This is a genomic window from Oceanospirillum beijerinckii DSM 7166 (assembly GCF_000422425.1).
GTDB classification, from domain to species: domain Bacteria; phylum Pseudomonadota; class Gammaproteobacteria; order Pseudomonadales; family Halomonadaceae; genus Oceanospirillum; species Oceanospirillum beijerinckii.
Genome location: NZ_KE383828.1, coordinates 259502 through 279379 on the forward strand (window position 1 = coordinate 259502; position 19878 = coordinate 279379).

Annotated in this window: 16 protein-coding genes; 8 read left to right on the forward strand and 8 right to left on the reverse strand. The window is 44.3% G+C overall.

Annotation, left to right across the window (positions count from 1 at the left end; all coding sequences use genetic code 11):
* Nucleotides 1-291: 291 nt before the first annotated feature.
* A complete protein-coding gene (locus H579_RS0119750) occupies nt 292-3003 on the reverse strand; it encodes a carbamoyltransferase HypF (RefSeq protein ID WP_028302086.1) in 2712 nt (903 codons plus the stop codon).
* A gap of 401 nt (nt 3004-3404) precedes the next feature.
* Between H579_RS0119750 and hisC the strand changes: the two genes are divergently transcribed.
* Entirely contained in the window at nt 3405-4472 is a 1068-nt protein-coding gene (gene hisC / locus H579_RS0119755; RefSeq protein WP_028302087.1) for a histidinol-phosphate transaminase, read from the forward strand.
* Nucleotides 4473-4727: 255 nt separating this feature from the next.
* Here hisC and H579_RS0119760 read toward each other — a convergent pair whose 3' ends face one another.
* The 3 genes from H579_RS0119760 to H579_RS26765 all read right to left on the reverse strand — a co-directional run bounded on the left by H579_RS0119760 (nt 4728) and on the right by H579_RS26765 (nt 9356).
* Nucleotides 4728-5960: a putative phage abortive infection protein gene (locus H579_RS0119760; protein ID WP_028302088.1), complete on the reverse strand. Its 1233-nt coding sequence runs from the start codon at nt 5958-5960 to the stop codon at nt 4728-4730.
* 802 nt (nt 5961-6762) lie between these two features.
* On the reverse strand, nt 6763-8700 hold the full coding sequence (locus tag H579_RS0119765) for a monovalent cation:proton antiporter-2 (CPA2) family protein (protein ID WP_028302089.1): 1938 nt from the start codon (nt 8698-8700) through the stop codon (nt 6763-6765).
* Complete coding sequence (locus H579_RS26765) at nt 8697-9356, reverse strand: NAD(P)H-dependent oxidoreductase (RefSeq protein WP_051228004.1); 660 nt, start codon at nt 9354-9356, stop codon at nt 8697-8699. Before H579_RS26765 ends, H579_RS0119765 begins: the two co-directional genes overlap by 4 nt.
* Before the next feature lie 522 nt (nt 9357-9878).
* On the opposite strand from H579_RS26765, the gene H579_RS26770 reads away from it, so the two are divergent.
* The 4 genes from H579_RS26770 to H579_RS29235 all read left to right on the forward strand — a co-directional run bounded on the left by H579_RS26770 (nt 9879) and on the right by H579_RS29235 (nt 13099).
* On the forward strand, nt 9879-10688 hold the full coding sequence (locus H579_RS26770; RefSeq protein ID WP_051228007.1) for a tyrosine-protein phosphatase: 810 nt from the start codon (nt 9879-9881) through the stop codon (nt 10686-10688).
* Nucleotides 10689-11130: 442 nt separating this feature from the next.
* Nucleotides 11131-11718, forward strand: coding sequence for a hypothetical protein (locus tag H579_RS0119785; RefSeq protein ID WP_157834672.1), 588 nt, complete (start codon nt 11131-11133; stop codon nt 11716-11718).
* A 73-nt stretch (nt 11719-11791) separates the two neighbouring features.
* Nucleotides 11792-12652: a PI-PLC domain-containing protein gene (locus H579_RS0119790; RefSeq protein WP_028302091.1), complete on the forward strand. Its 861-nt coding sequence runs from the start codon at nt 11792-11794 to the stop codon at nt 12650-12652.
* Between the two features lie 291 nt (nt 12653-12943).
* On the forward strand, nt 12944-13099 hold the full coding sequence (locus tag H579_RS29235) for a hypothetical protein (RefSeq protein ID WP_157834673.1): 156 nt from the start codon (nt 12944-12946) through the stop codon (nt 13097-13099).
* 108 nt (nt 13100-13207) lie between these two features.
* Here H579_RS29235 and H579_RS30175 read toward each other — a convergent pair whose 3' ends face one another.
* Nucleotides 13208-13564 (reverse strand): helix-turn-helix transcriptional regulator, encoded by a 357-nt coding sequence (locus H579_RS30175; protein WP_084624250.1) that lies wholly within the window; start codon nt 13562-13564, stop codon nt 13208-13210.
* Here H579_RS30175 and H579_RS26775 point away from each other — a divergent pair.
* Together H579_RS26775 and H579_RS28180 are read left to right on the forward strand one after the other, a co-directional pair.
* Entirely contained in the window at nt 13527-14015 is a 489-nt protein-coding gene (locus H579_RS26775) for a helix-turn-helix domain-containing protein (RefSeq protein WP_084624251.1), read from the forward strand. The genes H579_RS30175 and H579_RS26775 overlap by 38 nt on opposite strands.
* Before the next feature lie 239 nt (nt 14016-14254).
* Nucleotides 14255-14590, forward strand: a complete 336-nt coding sequence (locus H579_RS28180; protein ID WP_051228011.1) for a helix-turn-helix domain-containing protein — start codon at nt 14255-14257, stop codon at nt 14588-14590.
* Between the two features lie 180 nt (nt 14591-14770).
* On the opposite strand, the gene H579_RS0119820 is transcribed toward H579_RS28180, so the two are convergent.
* Nucleotides 14771-15943: a reverse transcriptase family protein gene (locus tag H579_RS0119820; protein WP_028302093.1), complete on the reverse strand. Its 1173-nt coding sequence runs from the start codon at nt 15941-15943 to the stop codon at nt 14771-14773.
* A gap of 281 nt (nt 15944-16224) precedes the next feature.
* Nucleotides 16225-17448 carry a phosphoribosyltransferase-like protein gene (locus H579_RS0119825; protein ID WP_028302094.1) on the reverse strand — a complete coding sequence of 408 codons (1224 nt, stop codon included), beginning with the start codon at nt 17446-17448 and terminating at the stop codon, nt 16225-16227.
* A gap of 302 nt (nt 17449-17750) precedes the next feature.
* Between H579_RS0119825 and H579_RS0119830 the strand changes: the two genes are divergently transcribed.
* A complete protein-coding gene (locus H579_RS0119830) occupies nt 17751-18035 on the forward strand; it encodes a hypothetical protein (protein WP_028302095.1) in 285 nt (94 codons plus the stop codon).
* Between the two features lie 300 nt (nt 18036-18335).
* Here the strand turns inward: H579_RS0119830 and H579_RS0119835 are convergent, their stop codons facing one another.
* On the reverse strand, nt 18336-19784 hold the full coding sequence (locus H579_RS0119835; RefSeq protein ID WP_028302096.1) for a nickel-dependent hydrogenase large subunit: 1449 nt from the start codon (nt 19782-19784) through the stop codon (nt 18336-18338).
* Nucleotides 19785-19878 lie beyond the last annotated feature (94 nt).

Here is a 19878-nt window from a genome sequence, read left to right on the forward strand (position 1 = left end):
ACCTAGCCGGCCCGTGCCCCTCGTCAGGGCTGAGGAAATATCGCAGGATTGTTGTTATTGGAGAGCGCCACAGAGATCACAGTAAGATCAACTGTTAATACGAGCCTTATACAGTTTGTCTTTTGGACAAACCTCTTCCTCATAGCAAATTATACCTAAGTCGAATATCTGGCATAGAGACAAGTCCAGATTGTTCCCAGTAAAATAGAGACAATCGTAAAAATATAATTACACCCATACAAATAGGACAAGCTTTTGATCTGATTAGCTTTTTGTATGCGTACAATAAACTCAAATCATCTCTTTCTCAGCTATACGCCTTGCAGCAGTGATCACCGCTTGCCCTAAAGCAATACCGCCATCATTCGCCGGAATATTGTGATGCTGAAATAGAGTCAATTCTGGTAATTGCTCCGCAAACTGCTGTTCAAACAGTTTTATTAGCAAACGGTTCTGACACACTCCACCGGTAAATACCAAGTGCCGAACAGAGTGTTGATGTGTGGAAAGTTGTTTTTGAACCAGTTGTACCCAGGCCAAAACTAAACCTTTATGAAACGCCCATGCTAAGCGGCCTGAGCTTTCACCCTGTCTTTGTCGTTGCAACAGCTCAAGCAAAGCAGGTAATGCATCAATAGAACTTACGAGGCTATTCTCAGAGTCTGACTTGCCCGAGGCTTCTTCTCGAATCGCTTCAGTCCAATCATCTCCATCGCTTAACGCAAAGCTTAAAGGCTTAATATCACCGATATCGCTCTCTTTTGTCTTTAGCTGCTCCTCAGCCAAAACCTGAAGTGCAATAGCCGCCTGCCCCTCGTAACTGATACTACCACTGTGTAAGTTTAAAGCTGCCGCAAAGGCATCAAATAAACGGCCGCAAGAGCTTGCAACAGGGGCATTAAGCCCATTTTCTATCATCTGCAACACTAAGGGAACGGGTTTATCAACAAAAACGGGTAAAGACAGATAAGCCGAATATTCCTCTTTACTGGCGGTGCTTAACAGAGCCAAAAGATTGCGCCAGGGTTCTTGCATCGCTTTTGCACCGCCAGGTAACGCCAGAGCCTTTAAGCCCCCTAGCTTCTGACAGTGATGATAATCAGCAAGCAACAGTTCACCACCCCATAATTCATTGCTCTCTCCAAGCCCTCCTTCAAGTCCTCCTCCAAGCCCTTCTTCAAACACCTCTACACTTTGCCCCATACCCAAGCCATCCAGAGCAATTGCCAAGACTGGAGAGCCATCAAGCGGGTATAGATTATCGACCAAGCAAGCGGCCACATGAGCATGATGATGTAACACAGACTCTATAGGAACAGTCAACTGCTCGGATAACGGCTGAGCATATTTTGATGATAGATATTCAGGGTGATAATCACAGGCCAAATAGCCCACATCAAACTGATAGAGGTCCAGGAAACGCTCAATCCCTTGCTGATACTGATCAAAGGTACGGGCAGATTCCAAGTCCCCCATATGATTCGACAAGGTGGCCCGACCATCAGACAACAAACAAAAGGTGTTTTTCAGCTCTGCGCCTAACGCCAGTATCTTTGTATCTCTAATATCGCGGAGGATATTATCTGAGTCAGTCGCCCCTGAAACACCAGGGTTAGAATTAAGCGTATCTGAGCTTTGTGAAAACCCATCTGGCAACACTATGGCAGATGGCGCATATCCTCTGCCCCGCCGGATCACCTGGAATGAATTTTCCGGCATTGAGTTAGAACCCCCCAGGGGTTTTGTATCGGTTCTTTTACTTCTGACTTGACCCGGATCGAAATCCAAACACTGTATCACTGCATCATCAACACGATTTTCAATACGGCGATTATGTAATAAGAAATAATCTGCGATACCGGACAAAGTATCCAAGGCTTCCTGATTATCTATGGCCTGGGGTTCGCCGGAGGCGTTACCTGAAGTCATTACCAAGGGAATATCCAGCAAGTCAAATAACAGATGATGCAAAGGCGTATTAGGTAACATTAAACCCAGTCTGTTCTGGCCTGGTGCAACGCCTTCGGCTAAACCATTGACGGTTTGATCGCCTTGTGAGACTGATTGACTCTGAGAGCCTATCCTATCCAATAACACCACTGGGGCTTGCGGAGACGATAATAGCTGCCATTGCTCATCATTAATCAGACAAAGCCTCTCGGCCTGCTGTCGATCTTTAACCATCAAGGCAAAGGGTTTATGGGGACGAAATTTACGTAACCTTAACTCAGCAACCGCCTGAGCATTATTAGCGTCACAGGCCAGATGAAAACCACCCAATCCTTTAATCGCCACAATAGCACCTGTTTTTAACAAAGCTGCGGTTTTAGCGATAATATTAGCTTGCTCAAGCTTAAGTGGTTCTCCTCTCTTATCGGAATCGCCCGGATTATTGATTAGCCCTTGATTAGCAATCAGTGCCAGCTGAGGCCCACAGTCCGGACAGGCAATAGGCTGAGCATGAAAGCGACGATCAGCAGGATTATCATATTCCTCCTGACATGCCGCACACATATTAAAATCAGCCATACTTGTGACAGATCTATCATAGGGAATGCCGTTGACAATCGATAAGCGCGGCCCGCAATGAGTGCAGTTTGTAAAAGCATAACCATATCGACGCTGACGGGGATCTCTGATCTCTTCTAAGCACTCAGGACAGGTTGCCATATCCGGTGTACAGCCTGTTTGTACTTTGCCTTGATCACTGGCACGAATCTCAAACCCATCGCAGATAAGCATACCTTTAACAGATGCTGCCTCTGTAGAGAAATCAATGTACTGGTAATCCAGCTGTTCGATTCTGGCAAGCAGTGGCAAGTTAATTTCCAGCTCAGCAACAAAATGATCAACAACATCTCTCTCAGCCAACAGAGCAATCACAACGCCCTGCCCCGAGTTCTGAACAAAGCCTTTTAGCCCAAGACGATTTGCAACCTGCCATACCGCTGGCCTGAAGCCAACGCCCTGAACCTGTCCCTTGACTGTTAATTGCCATGCCATATTCTAACGACCCATAACCGACTTCAAAGTGCCTCTTCATACCTAACAATGCCTTTTCATGCCTGACCTGCTTAAAGGCTTTTTATGTTTAAGACCTGTGCATACTTGATACCAGTTTCACATATTGACCTTCTACCGGCTGTATAACCTTTCAAAATTAATCAACACAACCTCATCAGGCCAGTCAGAGACTAGAAGAATCCTCTTTGAACACAAAGCCTGACAGCTGAGCCAGTAAGCACACAGAATTATGCCTCTAACACCCTGTATTCAAAGTCTTTTTATGAGTCTAATACAACATGTTTTTTAACAGAGAAAATTCACACTTAATCATGGCTGAAAGCACTGCACAATGCTACGCTTAGGCTCTTTGCAAGATGGCCAACAGAAGAGTTTGATAAATGAGCAAGTTTTGGAGTGAAGCGATAAAAACCCTGCAACCCTATGTACCGGGCGAACAACCGAAACAGGGTAATATTGTTAAGCTAAACACCAACGAGAACCCTTACCCACCTTCCCCTAAAGTGGTTGAGGTATTAAGCCATTTCCCAATGGAACGTTTGCGTCTGTACTCTGACCCGGATTGTTCGCAGCTGAAACAAACTCTGGCCAATCATTTCCATCTGACGACCGATCATGTGTTTGTCGGTAACGGTTCTGACGAGGTACTGGCCCACATCTTTATGGCCTTTTTCCGTCAGCCAGAGCCTCTGCTGCTGCCGACCATGACCTATAGCTTTTACGATGTGTACTGTAACCTGTATGACATCGAGACCAAGCATATCCCTCTGACGGAAAGCTTTGAGATCGATCTGCAACAGTACCGTCAACCGAATGGCGGTATCATCTTTGCCAATCCAAATGCACCTACGGGTATTGCACTGCCTCTAGTCGAGATTGAAGCACTGCTGCAGGATAATACTGACACTGTGGTTGTGGTTGATGAAGCTTACGTAGACTTTGGCGCTGAAAGTGCAGTGACACTGGTCGATAAATACCCGAACCTACTGGTGGTTCAGACCCTGTCTAAATCCCGCAGTCTGGCGGGGATGCGCGTGGGTTATGCGATTGGTAGTAAAGAGCTGATTGATGGCCTTGAGCGGGTAAAGAACTCTTTTAACTCCTACCCGCTGGATATGTTGGCAATCGCTTCAGCCAGCGCCGCAATCGAAGATGTCAATTACTTCGAGCAGACCGTAGAAAAGATCATTACTGATCGTGACTGGACTACAGAACAACTGAGCCAGCTGGGCTTTAACGTGCTGCCATCCAGCACTAATTTTGTTTTTGCCAGCCATTCAAGTCTTAGCGGTGCAGAACTGATGCAACACTTGCGCACCCAGAATATCCTGGTACGTCATTTTACCAAGCCGGGTATCGAAAACTTCCTGCGCATTACTATCGGGACCCGCGAAGAGATGCAGGCAATGGTTGCTGCTCTGAAAACCCATCCAGATCTGGTCAACTAATATTGGGCAAGCTTGTCTTTAGTTAAGTCTCTCTCAATGCCATTTTTAAATGGCGCTTTTAAATAACAACGAGAGAGACTTTCAGACCATAAAAATCAAGACATAAAAAAATGGCTCTATCAACGTGATAGAGCCATTTTTTTGCTTAGACTTTTTACAACCTTGATCAACACCTTAACCAGCACGCTGATCAATATGCAGTGGAGCGAACACCGCTAAACAGAGATCACTCCACATACCTTACAGGCAGCGGTATTAAGCCGCTTCAGCTTCACCCGCATCATCAGCTTGGTCAGCTTCGCTAACCTCTGCTTCAACACCCAGGAAAGCTTTGTACTCATCCAACTTAACGGACTGACCGAAGCTATCATCACCGTAAGTGGCAACAAACTCAGCCATTGTTGCTTTCAGATCACCTACTTTCGCACGACCACCATGCAGAGGCATCAGATCCAGATTCTCAAAGAATGCAGCTTCGGATACCAGAGTTTCGTAATCAGAGCTGTTAGCGACAGAAGTGTTCAAGCTGGAGCTGTTCAGGAACAACAGAGTCATCACGTCATTATCGATTACAGCGCGAACGATATCCGTGTACTCTTTCTTCGCTACACCGTTAGCTTCTGATTTGTGGTTATCAACAAACTTCAGCATCTGAAACAGCAGCGCATTAAAGCGGTTTAATTGAGCACTGGCCTCAGAAGCAACGAATACTTCTTCACAAAGCACATCCGCAGAAGTACTCTTGATTTTGCCAGAGCGAATGGAAGTCACAACCGCTTTAGCTTCTGCAACGATCTTGTCTTGCTCATTGCTTACTTTATCCAGCAGGTTGAAGAAGGTGTTATCAAACTGCTGAACTTTTTGCTGCTGCTCTTGCTTCTGCAGAGATTTTGCAGTTTCTTCCTGAGCATTTGCCGCATTGACCATCTCCTGACGAGTCATACGCAGTTCTTTCAACTGGATCAGAATCGTCGCGATCAGAGCAATAAAGGTTACAAAAGTCAGGATCGGGCTCAGCATACCGCCGAAGAAGTCACCAAACGTCCCCAAGTGCTCGATAACCGAGTTGTCAGTATCCTTAACAATCGGCGCAACTACCTGCATCAGAACATTAAAGACAAACAGGAATGGAATAAAGAATACTGTAGCGCTTACGGCCATCAGAATTGTTTTAGACAGACCTTCATCTTTTGCTTCCGGCAGCTCACTTTTAATGGTTGGCTCGTAGAAAGGCTTAGCTTTCGCAGACACCCAACGAGCAGAAGAGAAGGCTACCAGAGCACTGATACACAGGAAGAACAGCTCAGACCAAGTGCTGGCCCCATCGTCTCCAGCCACCAGGCTGTACAAGAAAAAGGCTACAAACCAGATAAAGGCAGATGCAATCCTTTTCTTTTTCTTATCCATCTCCAGTTTCGATGAAATTCTGTCGAATGTGAAATACACAATGAACAGATACACCGAGATCAGAACAAATTCATTGATCACTATTTTTATCTCCTTCAATTACAAACAAAATCTAATCACCTAAACAAAAGTTTCTCTACAAAATAGCCAGTCGCCTCTCTACCGACCAGCATAAGCTGAAAGACTTTTGTTTAGTTAATACGTCTGCTAAACAGCCTTCACCAACATTCCAGAATAGTTCAGAAAGTGGTCAATGGCGTCAATTTTAACCTTTCATCACAGCCATAACCGCTACTTGACAATACAAAGCAGACTAAAGTTCCCTATCACAGGTCATCACTCGCCTCTTTTGGGTAAAACGTAACTCATTTGAACCCAATTTAATAACGCAAACGTCAATTTAGCCCAACAATGGCTCAACCTAACAGCACTAATCTCTAAGAGAAATCTCTATCTTTAAAATCAGTCGATTATAGCATCTTGTGCCTGCCAGAATACAACTTACTGCGACATGTTCAATTATCCTTTTTGACCAATTTGATCAATTGATTTCTCAGTGACGGGCTGACTCGGCACACAGCCATTTTCAAGAAAGATCCCCGGCAGCCTTGACGAACACCATGGGTAAGCGCTCTCATAATAAAGGCCATGACACAACCCTGGAAGATCCGCTGCAGATTTTAGGCCGATAAGGCACAATACAACACTCTGTATACACGCGGTCATGATATTAGAGCATGGCCCAGAACTTACCCCAGGATAAATTCTGGACCATTAAGCTCCAGCTCTGATCTAACCTCAGGCCAAAAGCCCAGGCAGTACAAGAAGTACTGGAAGCATCTACTCCGATGTTTAAAACATGGTCTCAAAAATTACTCTGAAATCAACACGGATCATTCTTTAAATCCTGCTCTATTTCGTCGATGTAGTTTTTCGGTGGTGGAACCCAGCCATGTTGACTACGAGTATGATAATCCGCCCTATCCTTTTTCATCGCGTCTGACATCGCCTCCTCTAACTTGATAAACAGTTGAGTGTACTGATAGCTGAACTTCACATCTTCATCAATCTTCTGCCAGACATCATACAACTCGGCCTCATGCACTTGCTCACGCTCTAACATGGCCGTTTTCATTTGTTCAACCCGAAATGGATGTAACCCCATAGCTTTTAGTGCCTCCCCACCCATCTCCATCGCTGAGTGATAGGTTTCACTGACAATCCAGTCCGCTCCGGCACGCTTGAGTTCATAGCCATGGCCACGGTCAAAAGCACGGGCCAGAATATGCACATGGGGATACGTATGCTTGACATAGTGAACCAGGTCGGTGGCCCTCTGTTTATCATCAATCGCGACCACTATCAGGCTGGAGTGCTCAATACCGGCAGTATGCAGTAGATCAGGTTGTGTAGAATCACCAAAAAAGCTTTTGATATTAACCCTGCGTACATTATCTACCTGAGACATATCATGATCCAGCACCACGGTTTTAAAACCGTTCGCTGTAAGCATACGATTCACAATCTGACCAAAACGCCCAATACCAGCGATAATGGCAGAACCCTGCTCATCAATCTCATCCGGTACTTGCTGTTTATTCGTCTTCTGGCTTAACTTAGGCACGATCACCTTATCGAAAAAGATAAATAAACCAGGTGTCAGGAACATAGAGATCGCTACCACCATGGATAGAATCTGAGCCAGCTCAGTTGGCAGCACATGGTGTTGCTGGCTGTACCCCAGCAGCACAAAACCAAACTCACCAGCCTGGGCCAAACTAAGGGTTAATAACCAACGATTGGACCCTTTAACCCGAAAGATCAATGCCAGAATATAGAGCACAACCGCTTTAATCAGCATCACTGCCAACGTTAGCGCCAAAATCACACCGGCATACTGTGCCAAAAGATCAAAACGAATACCGGCACCTACAGTAATAAAAAACAGACCTAATAGCAGGCCTTTAAACGGCTCTATATTGGATTCCAACTCATGTCGGAACTCACTATTGGCCAACACCACTCCAGCCAGAAAAGCCCCCAGCGCAGGTGATAAACCCACAAGGCTCATCAACGCAGCAATACCAATTACCAGCATCAGCGCTGTAGCGGTAAAGACCTCCCTTAAGCCGGACTCCACCACATAGCGAAATAGCGGATGAGCCAGATAATGACCACCGGCAATAACGCCCACAACAGCAGCAACGACAACAGCCGCATGAGCCCAACCGGGTAGATTAGCCACTAGAGACAGCTCTTCATGATGACCACTCGCTGTAGAACCTGATGCAGACAGATCGATAAGCTCCGGTAAAGCCAACAATGGAATCAGCGCTAACATAGGGATAACAGCGATATCCTGAAACAGCAGCACCGAAAAAGCGCTACGACCACCTTCGGTTTTTGCCAGCTTTTTCTCCTGGAAGGTCTGCAATACTATGGCCGTGGACGACAGAGCAAAAATCAACCCCACAGCCAACCCCACGGACCAGACCTGCCCTAGCTGCATGGCGATAAAGGTGATCAAACCGGTCGTAATGGCCACCTGAGCACCACCCAACCCCAGCAAACGCGCTTTCATCTCCCATAGCATACGGGGCTCTAACTCCATACCTACCAGAAACAGCATCATCACCACGCCAAATTCAGCAAAGTGCTGAATCGCAGCTGTTTCCTGCCCAACCAGACCGATAATTGGACCTATGATCACACCTGCGATCAGATAACCCAGTACCGAGCCCAGCCCCATTCGCTTCGCCAGAGGAACGGCAATTACCGCTGCACACAGGTAGATAAATGCCTGTAAGAAATATCCAGTCATAGCCTACCCTCCCGTGTACTGAGGTCATGAGATAAATAGGGCGTTTCAGCGGAAATAGAGCCCTGTTCACACAGATACTGATTCAATGTGACATAATCTGTCGCATCCTGATAAACAATGTTCTGTTCTTTAATCAGGGTTAACAGACGCACAAAACTTTCGATATGCACATCCAGTCTCTGCTCCTCCACCGCAGTGCGGGCGCCAAACAGAGTATAAGGCGGCAAATAGTGCATCCGGGTAAGATTAGCGACCTGTTCTAACGGCCGTAACAGCTCCCGGATAGTGAAGCGGTTATAACTACCAGGGCTGTAACTATCCTCCACACCACCGGCCGTAATTGCACAGAAAAACAGTTTGTTCTGCAGCGCCTTGCCCTCAGGTCCGTAGGCAAAATCATATTCCAGCACCAGGTCCTGCCACTCTTTCAGCAGTGACGGCGTGGAATACCAGTACAGCGGGTACATAAAGATTACCACGTCATGATCAACCAGCCGCCGTTGCTCACGGCAAATATCAATATTGAAAGTAGGGTACTCACCATACAGACCAACACAGGTTACCCCTTCCACAGCCTGACAAGCGTTAAATAAAGGCTGATTCACCTCGGAACGGTGAGGGGAAGGGTGGGCATAAAGTATTAGAATTTTATTCATAAAAATCCATTTCGACTCGGTTACAACCGTTTGCTCAGATCCAGGTAGCAAAGCACAGACTCATCTTTAGCTACTGATTATTAATTTTTAGGATAACTACCCTTAAGTATGTGCTTTCTATAAGAAAATTCAATTGTAGAGACTATCTTGAAAACTACCGCACTACGGAATCACAAATATGAAGAAGCCCACAAATTAGCAAGTCCCCCACTATTCATCTTCCTACCTGTTTGCAGAACCTATGAACTCACGGTTATCCTGATCGATTTACCCATAGCGTTTTTCTTAGCCGAAGTTTCCAGAATATTTCCCTCAGCAGCGGCTTATTTAACATCATTTTTCCCCTATACTTGATAAAGTAAGGCTGAAACCTAATACTCTTTAAACTTAAGTAAGTGATTCCAAGTGAAACAAGCGCTTTCTCAGTGACAACATCAGAAATCCTTTTATTTCTCTTTAGTGCACGCGTTTTACGCAGTTTTCCAAATAGATCGATCAGTAATCAGAATAGGATCCCGCCCTATGTCAGACTCCGCCCCCCAACGTGTTCAAATAATCGACGGCGCATTTAATTTTCGTGATCTGGGTGGTTATCGCAACCTGCAGGGTCAACAAGTATGCTGGGGCAGAGTATTCAGATCTGGACACCTCAGTGGCATCACTCCTGAAGGGCAGCTGGCAATCAATCAACTAGGGCTGTCCCATATCCATGATTTTCGTATCGGCCATGAGCAAAAAGCCTATCCTACTCTTTTGGAGAATGTCGTACGCTACGAACACTATCAAATGGATTTTGCCAGCCTGGAACAAGTGATTGATCTCGCCCGTAAGGAACAGCTCAGCGCACAAGATGCCTACAAGCTAATGCAGCAGGGCTATATCGATGCCGTTCAGAACCTTGCCTGTACTCTGGGGGACTTTCTTAAACAACTGTCCCGCGCCAGCAAAGAGGCTGTTATAGGCTTTCACTGCATGGCAGGAAAAGACCGAACCGGCATCGCCGCAGCCAGCTTTTTAATGGCATTGGATATACCTGAAGAAACCATCATTGAAGACTACCTGCTTACCCAACAGCACCTGGATCATGATCATATTCTGGATTTTGTTTATGAGCTGGTCCGCAGCAACGTACTGGAAACATTGGGTCATGTACCATCATGTGTAGAGCGCAGCGCCCTACGCCCTTATTGTGTTGCTGATGAAGGTTATATCGAAAGTTTCTTCTCAACAATGAAACTGGAGTTCGGTAGCAGAGAGAAGTATCTTTCAGAAGGTTTAGGCCTCCGTCCAGATGACCTCTGTCAACTAAGACAAAATTTCCTTATTGCTTAGCATGTTGCACGCACTCTTTGCGCCATCATAGTGATCTTTTTATCACCTTCGCTGAAATCTAATCCCAGCGTTTTCCATTACTCAGCCTGAGCTTTCAAAACATCCGGCAGTAGCTTGTCGAACCAAGAGCCATCAAACAGATCTTCAATTTCACCCACCAAATAGCTCTCTGCCACTTTCTTTTCTGACATCAAGTGAAACATGCCATGCCGCTATGTCAGGTCCTGCTTAAAACCTTATTACACTGTATATTGGTGTAATAAATCAATATTACAGCGCTACCACCTGCCACAAGATAGAAACACTTCGGATTTTTTGTTTCTACCTGTAGCCGATATGCAGCCTCCGTCTAAATCATATAAATATCAACAAGTTAAGAAATCTTCTGTAATACGTCGTCAGAAAGTAACCAAGACGTAATCTCTTATCAAGATCAGTAATCATGAGCAATACATATATTGGCCAAGCATGTTTATTATTGAAGACGCTTAAAAACACAGCAAACAACCAGGACATATTTCTCATGACAAAACGTCACGCTAAAGCCCGCATCATTAACAAAACCGGTCACGATATTATTACGGCATCTATCGTTCACAAATATAGTAACAATTACAAGAACATGAAAACCTTGGGTAAGATCCCAAATGGTGCGACCAGCAGTGAATACCTAGAGGTTGAGTACAACACAGGGGTTGGCACCCTAGGTAAGGATTGGTGGCTGGTAACCTGGCAGTATGATGACGAAAAAGTCTATTACACCGATCCAAATAATTTCCGTGGCATTTTTGACTTCATGGAAAAAATAGCCTCTTCAGCGGCTTCGTCAGAAATGTCTCCAGTTCTGGCCGATGCTATGTTCAACAGTGAAGGTACCTCTGGTTTTAAGCAGCATACCTTACGTTCAAAAGATCAGAATAAGTTCGTTGACTTTATTCTGATGCCAAACGGTAAGGTAGAGATCAAGTCAGTTTCGGGCACTCCCTCTAAAACCGTTTACTCATCGAAAAAAGCGAAAGCCACCGCTTAATCGAAGTCTTTACACAGTAAACGAGGCACCAGAAATGGTGCCCATCTATCCCTGTCGTTATAGAGAGATATCAATGAAACAACGTTTCCCCTTCTCACCCTCACTATTTGTTCTATCACTGCTGTTCTCATTACCAGCCTTCTCCAACCCACCTGTCTACGCCATTGGTCATATGACCAACGTTCCAGATGCACTGAGTTATTACACCCAACGCAACGTCAATGCCATCGAGGTGGATATCAACTTTGAAAATGGACAACAGGCTTACCTTCACCATGGCACGCCATGTGATTGCTCGACCAAGCTCCACTCCGGGCAAAAGAGTGTGTGCTCTGTTGCCAATGCCTGCAATGGAAAGACTCTTGCTGAACGGCAATTCGGCGCTATTGCGAAGCTAGATCAGCACGCTTTATCTATGGTTTATCTTGATAGCAAAGTCAGTAAACTCTTCCCTACTGATCAAGAGAAATACGGTAAGCAGGTGATTGAGCTAATCGAAAGCAGCCTGTTCAATCAAGGGTACAAGGGAATTGTAATCGTATCGACCGGCACCACAGATGCAGAGTTCTATCTTCAGGCTGCAGTAGACAGAGCCAAACAATCGCCGAATCAGTCTCAGATCTACTTCACCTATGACATGATCGACAGCTATTCTCAGGCCAAAAAAGCACTGAATCGCTTGAATACAAAGAACCTTGTGTACTCAACCGGGCTGACCTCTATCGCCAGGATAGATAAACACTACCTGGCCAATATCGCAGCAGCCAAGAAGGACGGCTTCTATCCAATTATCTGGACCGTAGATAAAGAGCAAAAGATTAACGATTACTTCAAGGCAGGTGCCCTGGGCGTCATGACCAATCAACCCGGTAGCCTGATGAATGTCGTTCAGCAAAGAGGCCTCACTCTTGCCCAACCGAACTTCAGACCCTAACCAAACCATGCTCCCTTCAACATGAAGTGGAGCTACTACCCACACTATAGATTTACTCCGTGTCACTCTGGCCCCATCATGCTTTCTGCAACACCTGTGTTAAAAACTTCAAGCCATGAGGCAAGCACTAAAGAACAGCGAAAGCCTCAAATGGACAGACGCCGATAAAACACTATCTGCACAAGATAGCCGAACAGCGCTGGAAAGCATCCGTGGTGACAACGCCCCCATCGAAATCAATACAGTAACTCATCTCCAAAGCCTCGCACCAGCGAGGCTGGGTACAGCCCGATGCTCGATACCAGAAACTGGACCGCTCCAGAAGCCCGTCTGACACTGGAAGTGTTTAAGCAAGTTATCGAATGGTCCACACAGCATCAAAAGCCCTACCTTTGGCGCGCCTACCTACTGGCCATACTCACCGGCCGTAATCAACTCCTGAATTGACTGATTCGACGCATCCAAAACACACGCACCGCCGCCACCTTACCGGGATAGGCATACACCGCGTGATAACAAGCCTGAGACAGAGACAAAGTACCCCCATCATGTTTTCTAGGTCTTGCTCCCATGCGTGGTTGCTCCTATTAAAAACGTGTATTGCCCGTCAGCTTCCACCAAACTTGTAGGAAAGATGTCTTCTACTGTGCAGCCAAACACCCGCGCATACTCAATGGCTTGGTAAACAGTTGGAGTACGATGCTGACGCTCATGACCAGAAACGACCCCTTGAGAGATGGGAGGCTGCAGCAGCCTTCCCAACTCATCTTGTCTTAGGCCTGCTTTCTTTCGATATACAGAAATGTAATTTTTTGGCATATCCACAACACACAATAAAAAACGCATTTTGCAATATACAGTCAAGCAAAACGTTATGAACATTGCAAAACGCATATGGTATAAATCACACATGGATATAGGAACGAAGATAAAAACAGCACGCGAAGCACTGGGACTTACCCAGGGCCAGCTTGGTGAACTCTGCGGTTGGGAAGGCAACTCTCAGCCAAGGATTGCTGGTTACGAAAAGAATAAACGCCAGCTAACCCCTGACGGCTTAGTGTTGATGGCAAAAGCTTTACGTAAACCCATTACCTATTTCTTTGAAGATGCAGGCACAGAGCTAATCTCTGAACCTGCCAGCTCACTTCTAACAGATACCGTTACCGGTAACACTGAAGATATCGAGCTACTAAAGCGGATTATTGCCAAGGTTGAACGGATCTCATCTGACCAGAGAATCCTGATAGACCCGGAGCAAAAAGCACGTGCCATTTGCGCACTACTTCAAACTGAACTTCAGAACAAAGAAGAATCCAGTGATGCGACAGTGCAAGCCACTGTTCGCGCTCTATCTATTTAAGTACTCCCTTACCCGGACTTCCCATTCGTAAAGGGCTACAATGCGCTCAGCCCCTACGAGCCTCTGAATTCTAAGCCATTCAAGCAGCAGTTTTTCAGCAAGACATTCCATGTAAATTCCTCCCCCTAGGAACCTGATCACCATAGGCATAACGCCAACTCAAAGTAAATAGAGTGCTAAGCAGCACATTACTTTTAGCTGAAAATCACCAGTTCACTTAGCTATTCTGGTGATTCCCCATGATTTCAGATCAAGCAAGCCGATTACGTCTGGCCAGAGTGGCAGCAGGTTTTACTCAGCAAACACTTGCCAAAAGAATGAACATTTCCTTATCCACTTATAGAGGATGGGAAACCCCTGATGGATCTGAACCCAATACCTTGGCAAAGCTCATTCAGCTATGCCAGATACTGGATATATCAATTGACTGGCTGTTAACAGGCGACAAGCAATACCGTATCACCGCCCAGCAAAAAGAAGCGATTTCAAATCTAGTGATTGCTTTTGATCTACCGCACTCGAAAAAGATGCAAAAAAGCTTGCAAAATAACAAATCGCAATATAGATCAATATAACAAATAGACATTATAAACGATGAAAACGATCGAGAACAGCCATTCACTGGCTCAAGGGCCTCAGATCATGAGGGGCCATGTTGCATCAGGAATGAGTGCAGCAACGCTCTTTAACAATGTAGATTTCAGATGTGAAAAAACCCGCCTGGAATGGGCCAGGCGGGGTTATGACAGGCAGATTCAAATAAAAGGCCAGTCTATTCTATCGAAGCTTTTTCTTAACTTTATGGCATACATGGGTTCTATTTGATTAACATAGTTAATCATTCCTAATAAATGATTTCGGAACCCTACCACTGAGGAAAACTTCTTCTTTTGAGAATGTATAACTGGACCAATGTCTTTTCTCAAACAGAAGTGAAGATGCTGTTTAATCTGATTTTTTACTTCTCTTCTAACTTTTGGATACTCTTTATCAACATTTAAACCCAACACTAATTTCTTAGTCTTTGGACCACTAATAACGGTTTTATTCTTATTAACTTGGAACTCGCGCTTATTTAATAAGCCATATACAGATAAAAGAAAGCACCTTATATCTTTTCTGGATAAATCAGATGTAGTTGATAAATATAAGTCATCAGAATATCTATTATAAAGAAAACCATGTTGCTCAGAGAAGAGCAACAAATCTCCATCTAGCGACTTACATACTAAATTGGACAAAGCAGGACTTGTTGGAGCACCTTGAGGTAAAGAACCTAACATATTTCCTGAGCAAGTATAACTAGCAATACCTGAATCTTTAGACCTATTACTTATCCATTTAGACTTTTCACTAGGATAAATAAAACGAGGGTATACCCTAGTACATATTCTAGCTAATTCTAATGACAACAATTTAGGATAACCTAGTTTATTAAAAACATAATAAACTTGTCTTTCTGATATAGAGTCAAAAAAATCCTTTAAGTCAATTCTAATTAGCCAACGGCAACCACAATGCAATTCAGCAGCATCATACACTCCTTTACCTTTAGAGTATGCCATAGCGCACTCATGAGAAGGTATTTTTGATAAAATTTCTTCATTGATATACTGTTGAACACTCAAAAGCCTTGGCTCAGGAATACAGATAACTCTTCTTTTATCGTTACTATTCTTACCTTTTTTTCTAATTTTGAAAAAACGATAAGGCTTATCCTCATAGTTACGTGAAGCGATAGACTCTAGAAAAGACAGTTTACTTTTTGACAATACAGATAAATGATTAAGTGTAAAAACTATAGGAATATCTCTATTGACACTATTAATTCTATTACCTATTTCAATTGCATTTCTAATAACATCATGGGAAATATTATCTCTATTGGCATTCTTTCGGTAGCGCTGAGGATTCCAGTTTTTGTACATCTACTTTTAACCCTTGGGTTAGAATAGTCGCGGTTCAGCATTGAGGCGCGAAGCACGAGAGACCGTTGAATCGCGACTATACTGACACTATGCGTCTGCTATTACTAAGGTACGCAAAATATGCGACCATTAAACTAAGCAAACATCCTTGATCACTTAATAAGCAGTCTTACATAAGTTTTCCACCTTCACCATCCGGTGGTTTATAAGGGTAGAGACAATAGTGCCGAAAAACTTTTGTATGACTACTTAGATGCCTGTTGGCACTAATGCTAGAAAACTCAAACTGGAACCCTCAGCGAACTCGGATAATAATCCTTATAAGGCTCTCTTTCAACTATCTTTTCATCTTGTATACTTTTGAAATAGTTTATCTGAGCATGACCCAAATCTGTTAATCTAAGTGTTTCATCAATCCATTCATAGTTGATGGCATCTGAAACTATCTTTGCGATACGAAACTTATCAATACCTGTCCTTGCTGAAATAGCATCAATACTCCTAGGTTTTCTAGATATAGCCCCCAAAACCGTTAGCATTTCCTTTGCAGCAGGACTTTGTTTTTTCAACCAACCTGTTCGAGCGATTCGCTTCTGTCTTTGATTTTCTAAAACAAACTCACTATCTAACTCGTGATACCCAGAAGCAACTTCACTAGCAACACTAGTGGTTACACGATTAGGGAAAAGAGGACTCCAGGAATTTGACCTCTTATAAAAAATATTTGGTATATTATTTGGAGCGCTGTGTTCAAATGCAATCAGAGCTTCAACATAATTATAAGCAAATGACGGCATATTTTTTTTATTTTCCGGATCATATTTATCGCACAAACTCTTAATTCTACGCCTATCTAATTCATGACCAAACGAACTATTAATAGTAGGACATTCTAGACAAAACTTAATACGAGGAGATATTGGATGACGCTCAATTTTATTTTTTCCATCTTTTGTACAAGAATATGCTACAATATTGATCTCCAACCAACCTAAAGAAACCCAGCTTTTAATAGTTCTCACAAGCCATAATGAATACAAAAGCTTACATATTCTCTCACCTGTTCCGATGAAGTCTGTTACGACGATCAAATTCCTGATTCTTTTATTCTTAAAATCCTCAACTGTAGGGTTAATAATAATACTACCGTTCTCTTTAGACCTTTTAAAACCTGATACAATTGTTGAAATAACACCTTCACTGCCGATATCTCTAGCACTATCTTTAATAAAAGCTTGATTAGGCTTTCCGCTAGCAGTGTGAGGTTTTTTCTTTTCCTCACGAAAGAATGGCTTATTCCTATCAGTTTCTTTTTCCACATATATTGATATTAGATTCGCCGAGCGGTCTAATTCTTTTTGTAGAAGACAATGAATTGCTTCACTAAACTCATTATTAGAAACCCATCGAAATGCCTTTAAGAGTTTTTCAGCATCAGCTTTGTCTTCAGAATCAAACTGCTGTAGCCAAGCAAGGCCTTCTTTTGTACATTCTAAACGGCTCAATATATAGCCCAACCATATAAAATAAAAACATCTAACAGTGAATCAATTGTTTTTCCGACAAAAACACTCAACACTACTTTAAATCAAACAAGAGGACAAACACTTCATAAACCTCGGTCGGCCAATCAGTTGTGCCCTTATGAGCTATATCAACTCAAAATTTTACCAATCTAATAGAGGTTACACGGTGAAGCGCCTCTTCATTAATTTATCAAAATTAGGGGACAACCACTTGGTTAATTCTTATAAATCAATTAGTTAGACCAAACTCAGGGCGTATCCAAGCAGAGAATGCCATCTATTTGAATGCGTTTACCGATGCGATCAGTTCTGCCCTTCGCTCTCCTGATACCGATTTTGTCCTCTACGTTGCCAGTAAGGCTGGTATTCAACGTCAGTTTAATGCTCGTTTTATTGAGAGTGTTACGCCTATCGTTAAGCAAGCTATTCAGCGCTCGGTCAGTGAAATGGTGGTTAGTTGCCTTTCGTCTGGTTCGGGTGTGGCTCCTCCGCCAGTTGTGGCTACATCTGCTCAGCCTGAGCCGGTGTCAGCAACAGTGCTAAAAGTCCTTAAAATGCCAACTTAAATTGTCCACCCGACCCGCATGATCTTTCCTTAAGGTGACCAAACCAAATAGGAAAACATCATGCTAAGCCGAGAGGACCACAAAAAGCAATTGGGGACGTCCACATTTATCTTCTTGAAAATTAACAGATATCTCTACAAATAAACTTGGTTTCTAGTAAGGACTGCCCTAATTCTTTTGGGCTTTCAGGTAGCAAAGCTTGGTGTTCTCAGTGACATATTGAAAACTACCGCAAGCCAAAACCCCATAATTAAGACTTTGCCCATCAAAATGTAATTCATTGATTTTAAAACATTAAAATCAAGTCGTAGTACACACCATGCAAGGATCAAAACTCCTGACAATATGTTGCACCATCACCTGTTTAGGATCATTTCTTAGGTCTACACCCTGTAAGGCTTTTTCCAATGGGCCCGGTTGACCGTGGCTGTCTCTGGGGGCAAAGTTCCAGGTGGTAGGTGCGATAATCTGATAGCGGGTCAGCTTGCCTTTTTTGACACTGATCCAGTGTCCCAAGCTGCCACGGGCGGCTTCCGTTAGTCCGATGCCGTCACCATCCTTGAGTTTAATCTCTTTATGGAAAGGGGCTTGGGGATCGATCTGGGTGAGCCAGCTTTGCATCATGGGCACGATGCGAGCCAGTTCGATCATACGGCCTATGACGCGGTTACGTACGTTATTGCCCTGCTGCTCCATCAGAGACAGCGCCAAAGGGTGACCATCAATCACCTGCCGGGCAAACGCACCTGTTTCCATGGGCATGTTGGCTAAACGGGGGGATTTGCACCAGCTGTAAGCGTTATCTTTCTCGGCGATAGGTAAAGTTTGCCCTTGTGATGGCGGTAAGGCTTTATCACCGGCAAGCCAACTATGGCTGATATCTTCCTGAATCGCGGAGAGTTCCAGCTTTTGATAGCCCGTTTGTGGTAACCAGATACCACTTGCCAGGCCTGCTTCGTTTTCTGTTTGAAAACAGCCGTAACTGAGCAATCTGTCGTAGGCTTTGCCCTGCTCGGCCAAACCGAGTTCTTCACTGAGATATAAGAAGTGCTTTAGGTCATGATCCTGCCAGCGCCCTGTTTGCCAGTAGGCCTGTAGCTGTTGCTCGTTTTCCAGGCCATTAAAGGCTTGCAGAGTACAGCCAAACAGTTTTTGCTCCAGAAACTGTCTGAAATTGGCCAGGGTCAGCTGCATACGCAGTATCTCTTGTGTCTGAATCGGTCGGGTACTGCCACCGGGCTGCACGCTTAAGGTGTGCGGCCACTTACCCGCCAGATAACCGGTAAGGTGCAATAAATTGGCTCTGGCGGGTAATACATCCTGGGTGGCGCTGCCTTTAACAGCGGTAAAGCGCTGTGCTGTATTCTGATAGCTGCTGAGTTTTTGGTAATGATCACGAGCAAAATCCGGCATAAAGAACAGATAAAAGTGACTGAGGTGATCGGCCAGATTTTCGGTTGCCAAAGTAAGATTACGGCACAGTTCGCCGTTTAACGGGGCTTTTTCTCCAGCCAGATCTGCAATCGCCAATGCAGAGGCCGTAGATTGAGAGACGGAACAGATACCACAGATTCTGGGCACCAGCACCAGTGCATCCAGTGGTGATTTACCCACCAGCATCTGCTCAAAACCACGATATAACGGTGAATTAACGTAGGCGGCCTGGACGATGTCGCTGTCGATATTCAGATGAACTTCCAGATCCCCCTCCACACGGTTAAAGGGTCCCAGGGTGATTCTTTGGCTCATAATAGTCTTCTTATTGTTATCTTGGTCTGCTGTTTTGTTATGTTGGTCTATTGCTGATCGACACTATTTTTAATCACTTCTTTACCAGCCGTAA

What these genes read in the sequence shown, in the direction of transcription:
- H579_RS0119750 (WP_028302086.1), bottom strand. Translation starts at nt 3,003, where the DNA reads ATGGCATGGCAATTAACAGTCAAGGGACAGGTTCAGGGCGTTGGCTTC.
- hisC (WP_028302087.1), top strand. Translation starts at nt 3,405, where the DNA reads ATGAGCAAGTTTTGGAGTGAAGCGATAAAAACCCTGCAACCCTATGTA.
- H579_RS0119765 (WP_028302089.1), bottom strand. Translation starts at nt 8,700, where the DNA reads ATGACTGGATATTTCTTACAGGCATTTATCTACCTGTGTGCAGCGGTA.
- H579_RS26765 (WP_051228004.1), bottom strand. Translation starts at nt 9,356, where the DNA reads ATGAATAAAATTCTAATACTTTATGCCCACCCTTCCCCTCACCGTTCC.
- H579_RS26770 (WP_051228007.1), top strand. Translation starts at nt 9,879, where the DNA reads ATGTCAGACTCCGCCCCCCAACGTGTTCAAATAATCGACGGCGCATTT.
- H579_RS0119785 (WP_157834672.1), top strand. Translation starts at nt 11,131, where the DNA reads ATGAGCAATACATATATTGGCCAAGCATGTTTATTATTGAAGACGCTT.
- H579_RS0119790 (WP_028302091.1), top strand. Translation starts at nt 11,792, where the DNA reads ATGAAACAACGTTTCCCCTTCTCACCCTCACTATTTGTTCTATCACTG.
- H579_RS29235 (WP_157834673.1), top strand. Translation starts at nt 12,944, where the DNA reads ATGCTCGATACCAGAAACTGGACCGCTCCAGAAGCCCGTCTGACACTG.
- H579_RS26775 (WP_084624251.1), top strand. Translation starts at nt 13,527, where the DNA reads ATGAACATTGCAAAACGCATATGGTATAAATCACACATGGATATAGGA.
- H579_RS30175 (WP_084624250.1), bottom strand. Translation starts at nt 13,564, where the DNA reads ATGTGTGATTTATACCATATGCGTTTTGCAATGTTCATAACGTTTTGC.
- H579_RS28180 (WP_051228011.1), top strand. Translation starts at nt 14,255, where the DNA reads ATGATTTCAGATCAAGCAAGCCGATTACGTCTGGCCAGAGTGGCAGCA.
- H579_RS0119820 (WP_028302093.1), bottom strand. Translation starts at nt 15,943, where the DNA reads ATGTACAAAAACTGGAATCCTCAGCGCTACCGAAAGAATGCCAATAGA.
- H579_RS0119835 (WP_028302096.1), bottom strand. Translation starts at nt 19,784, where the DNA reads ATGAGCCAAAGAATCACCCTGGGACCCTTTAACCGTGTGGAGGGGGAT.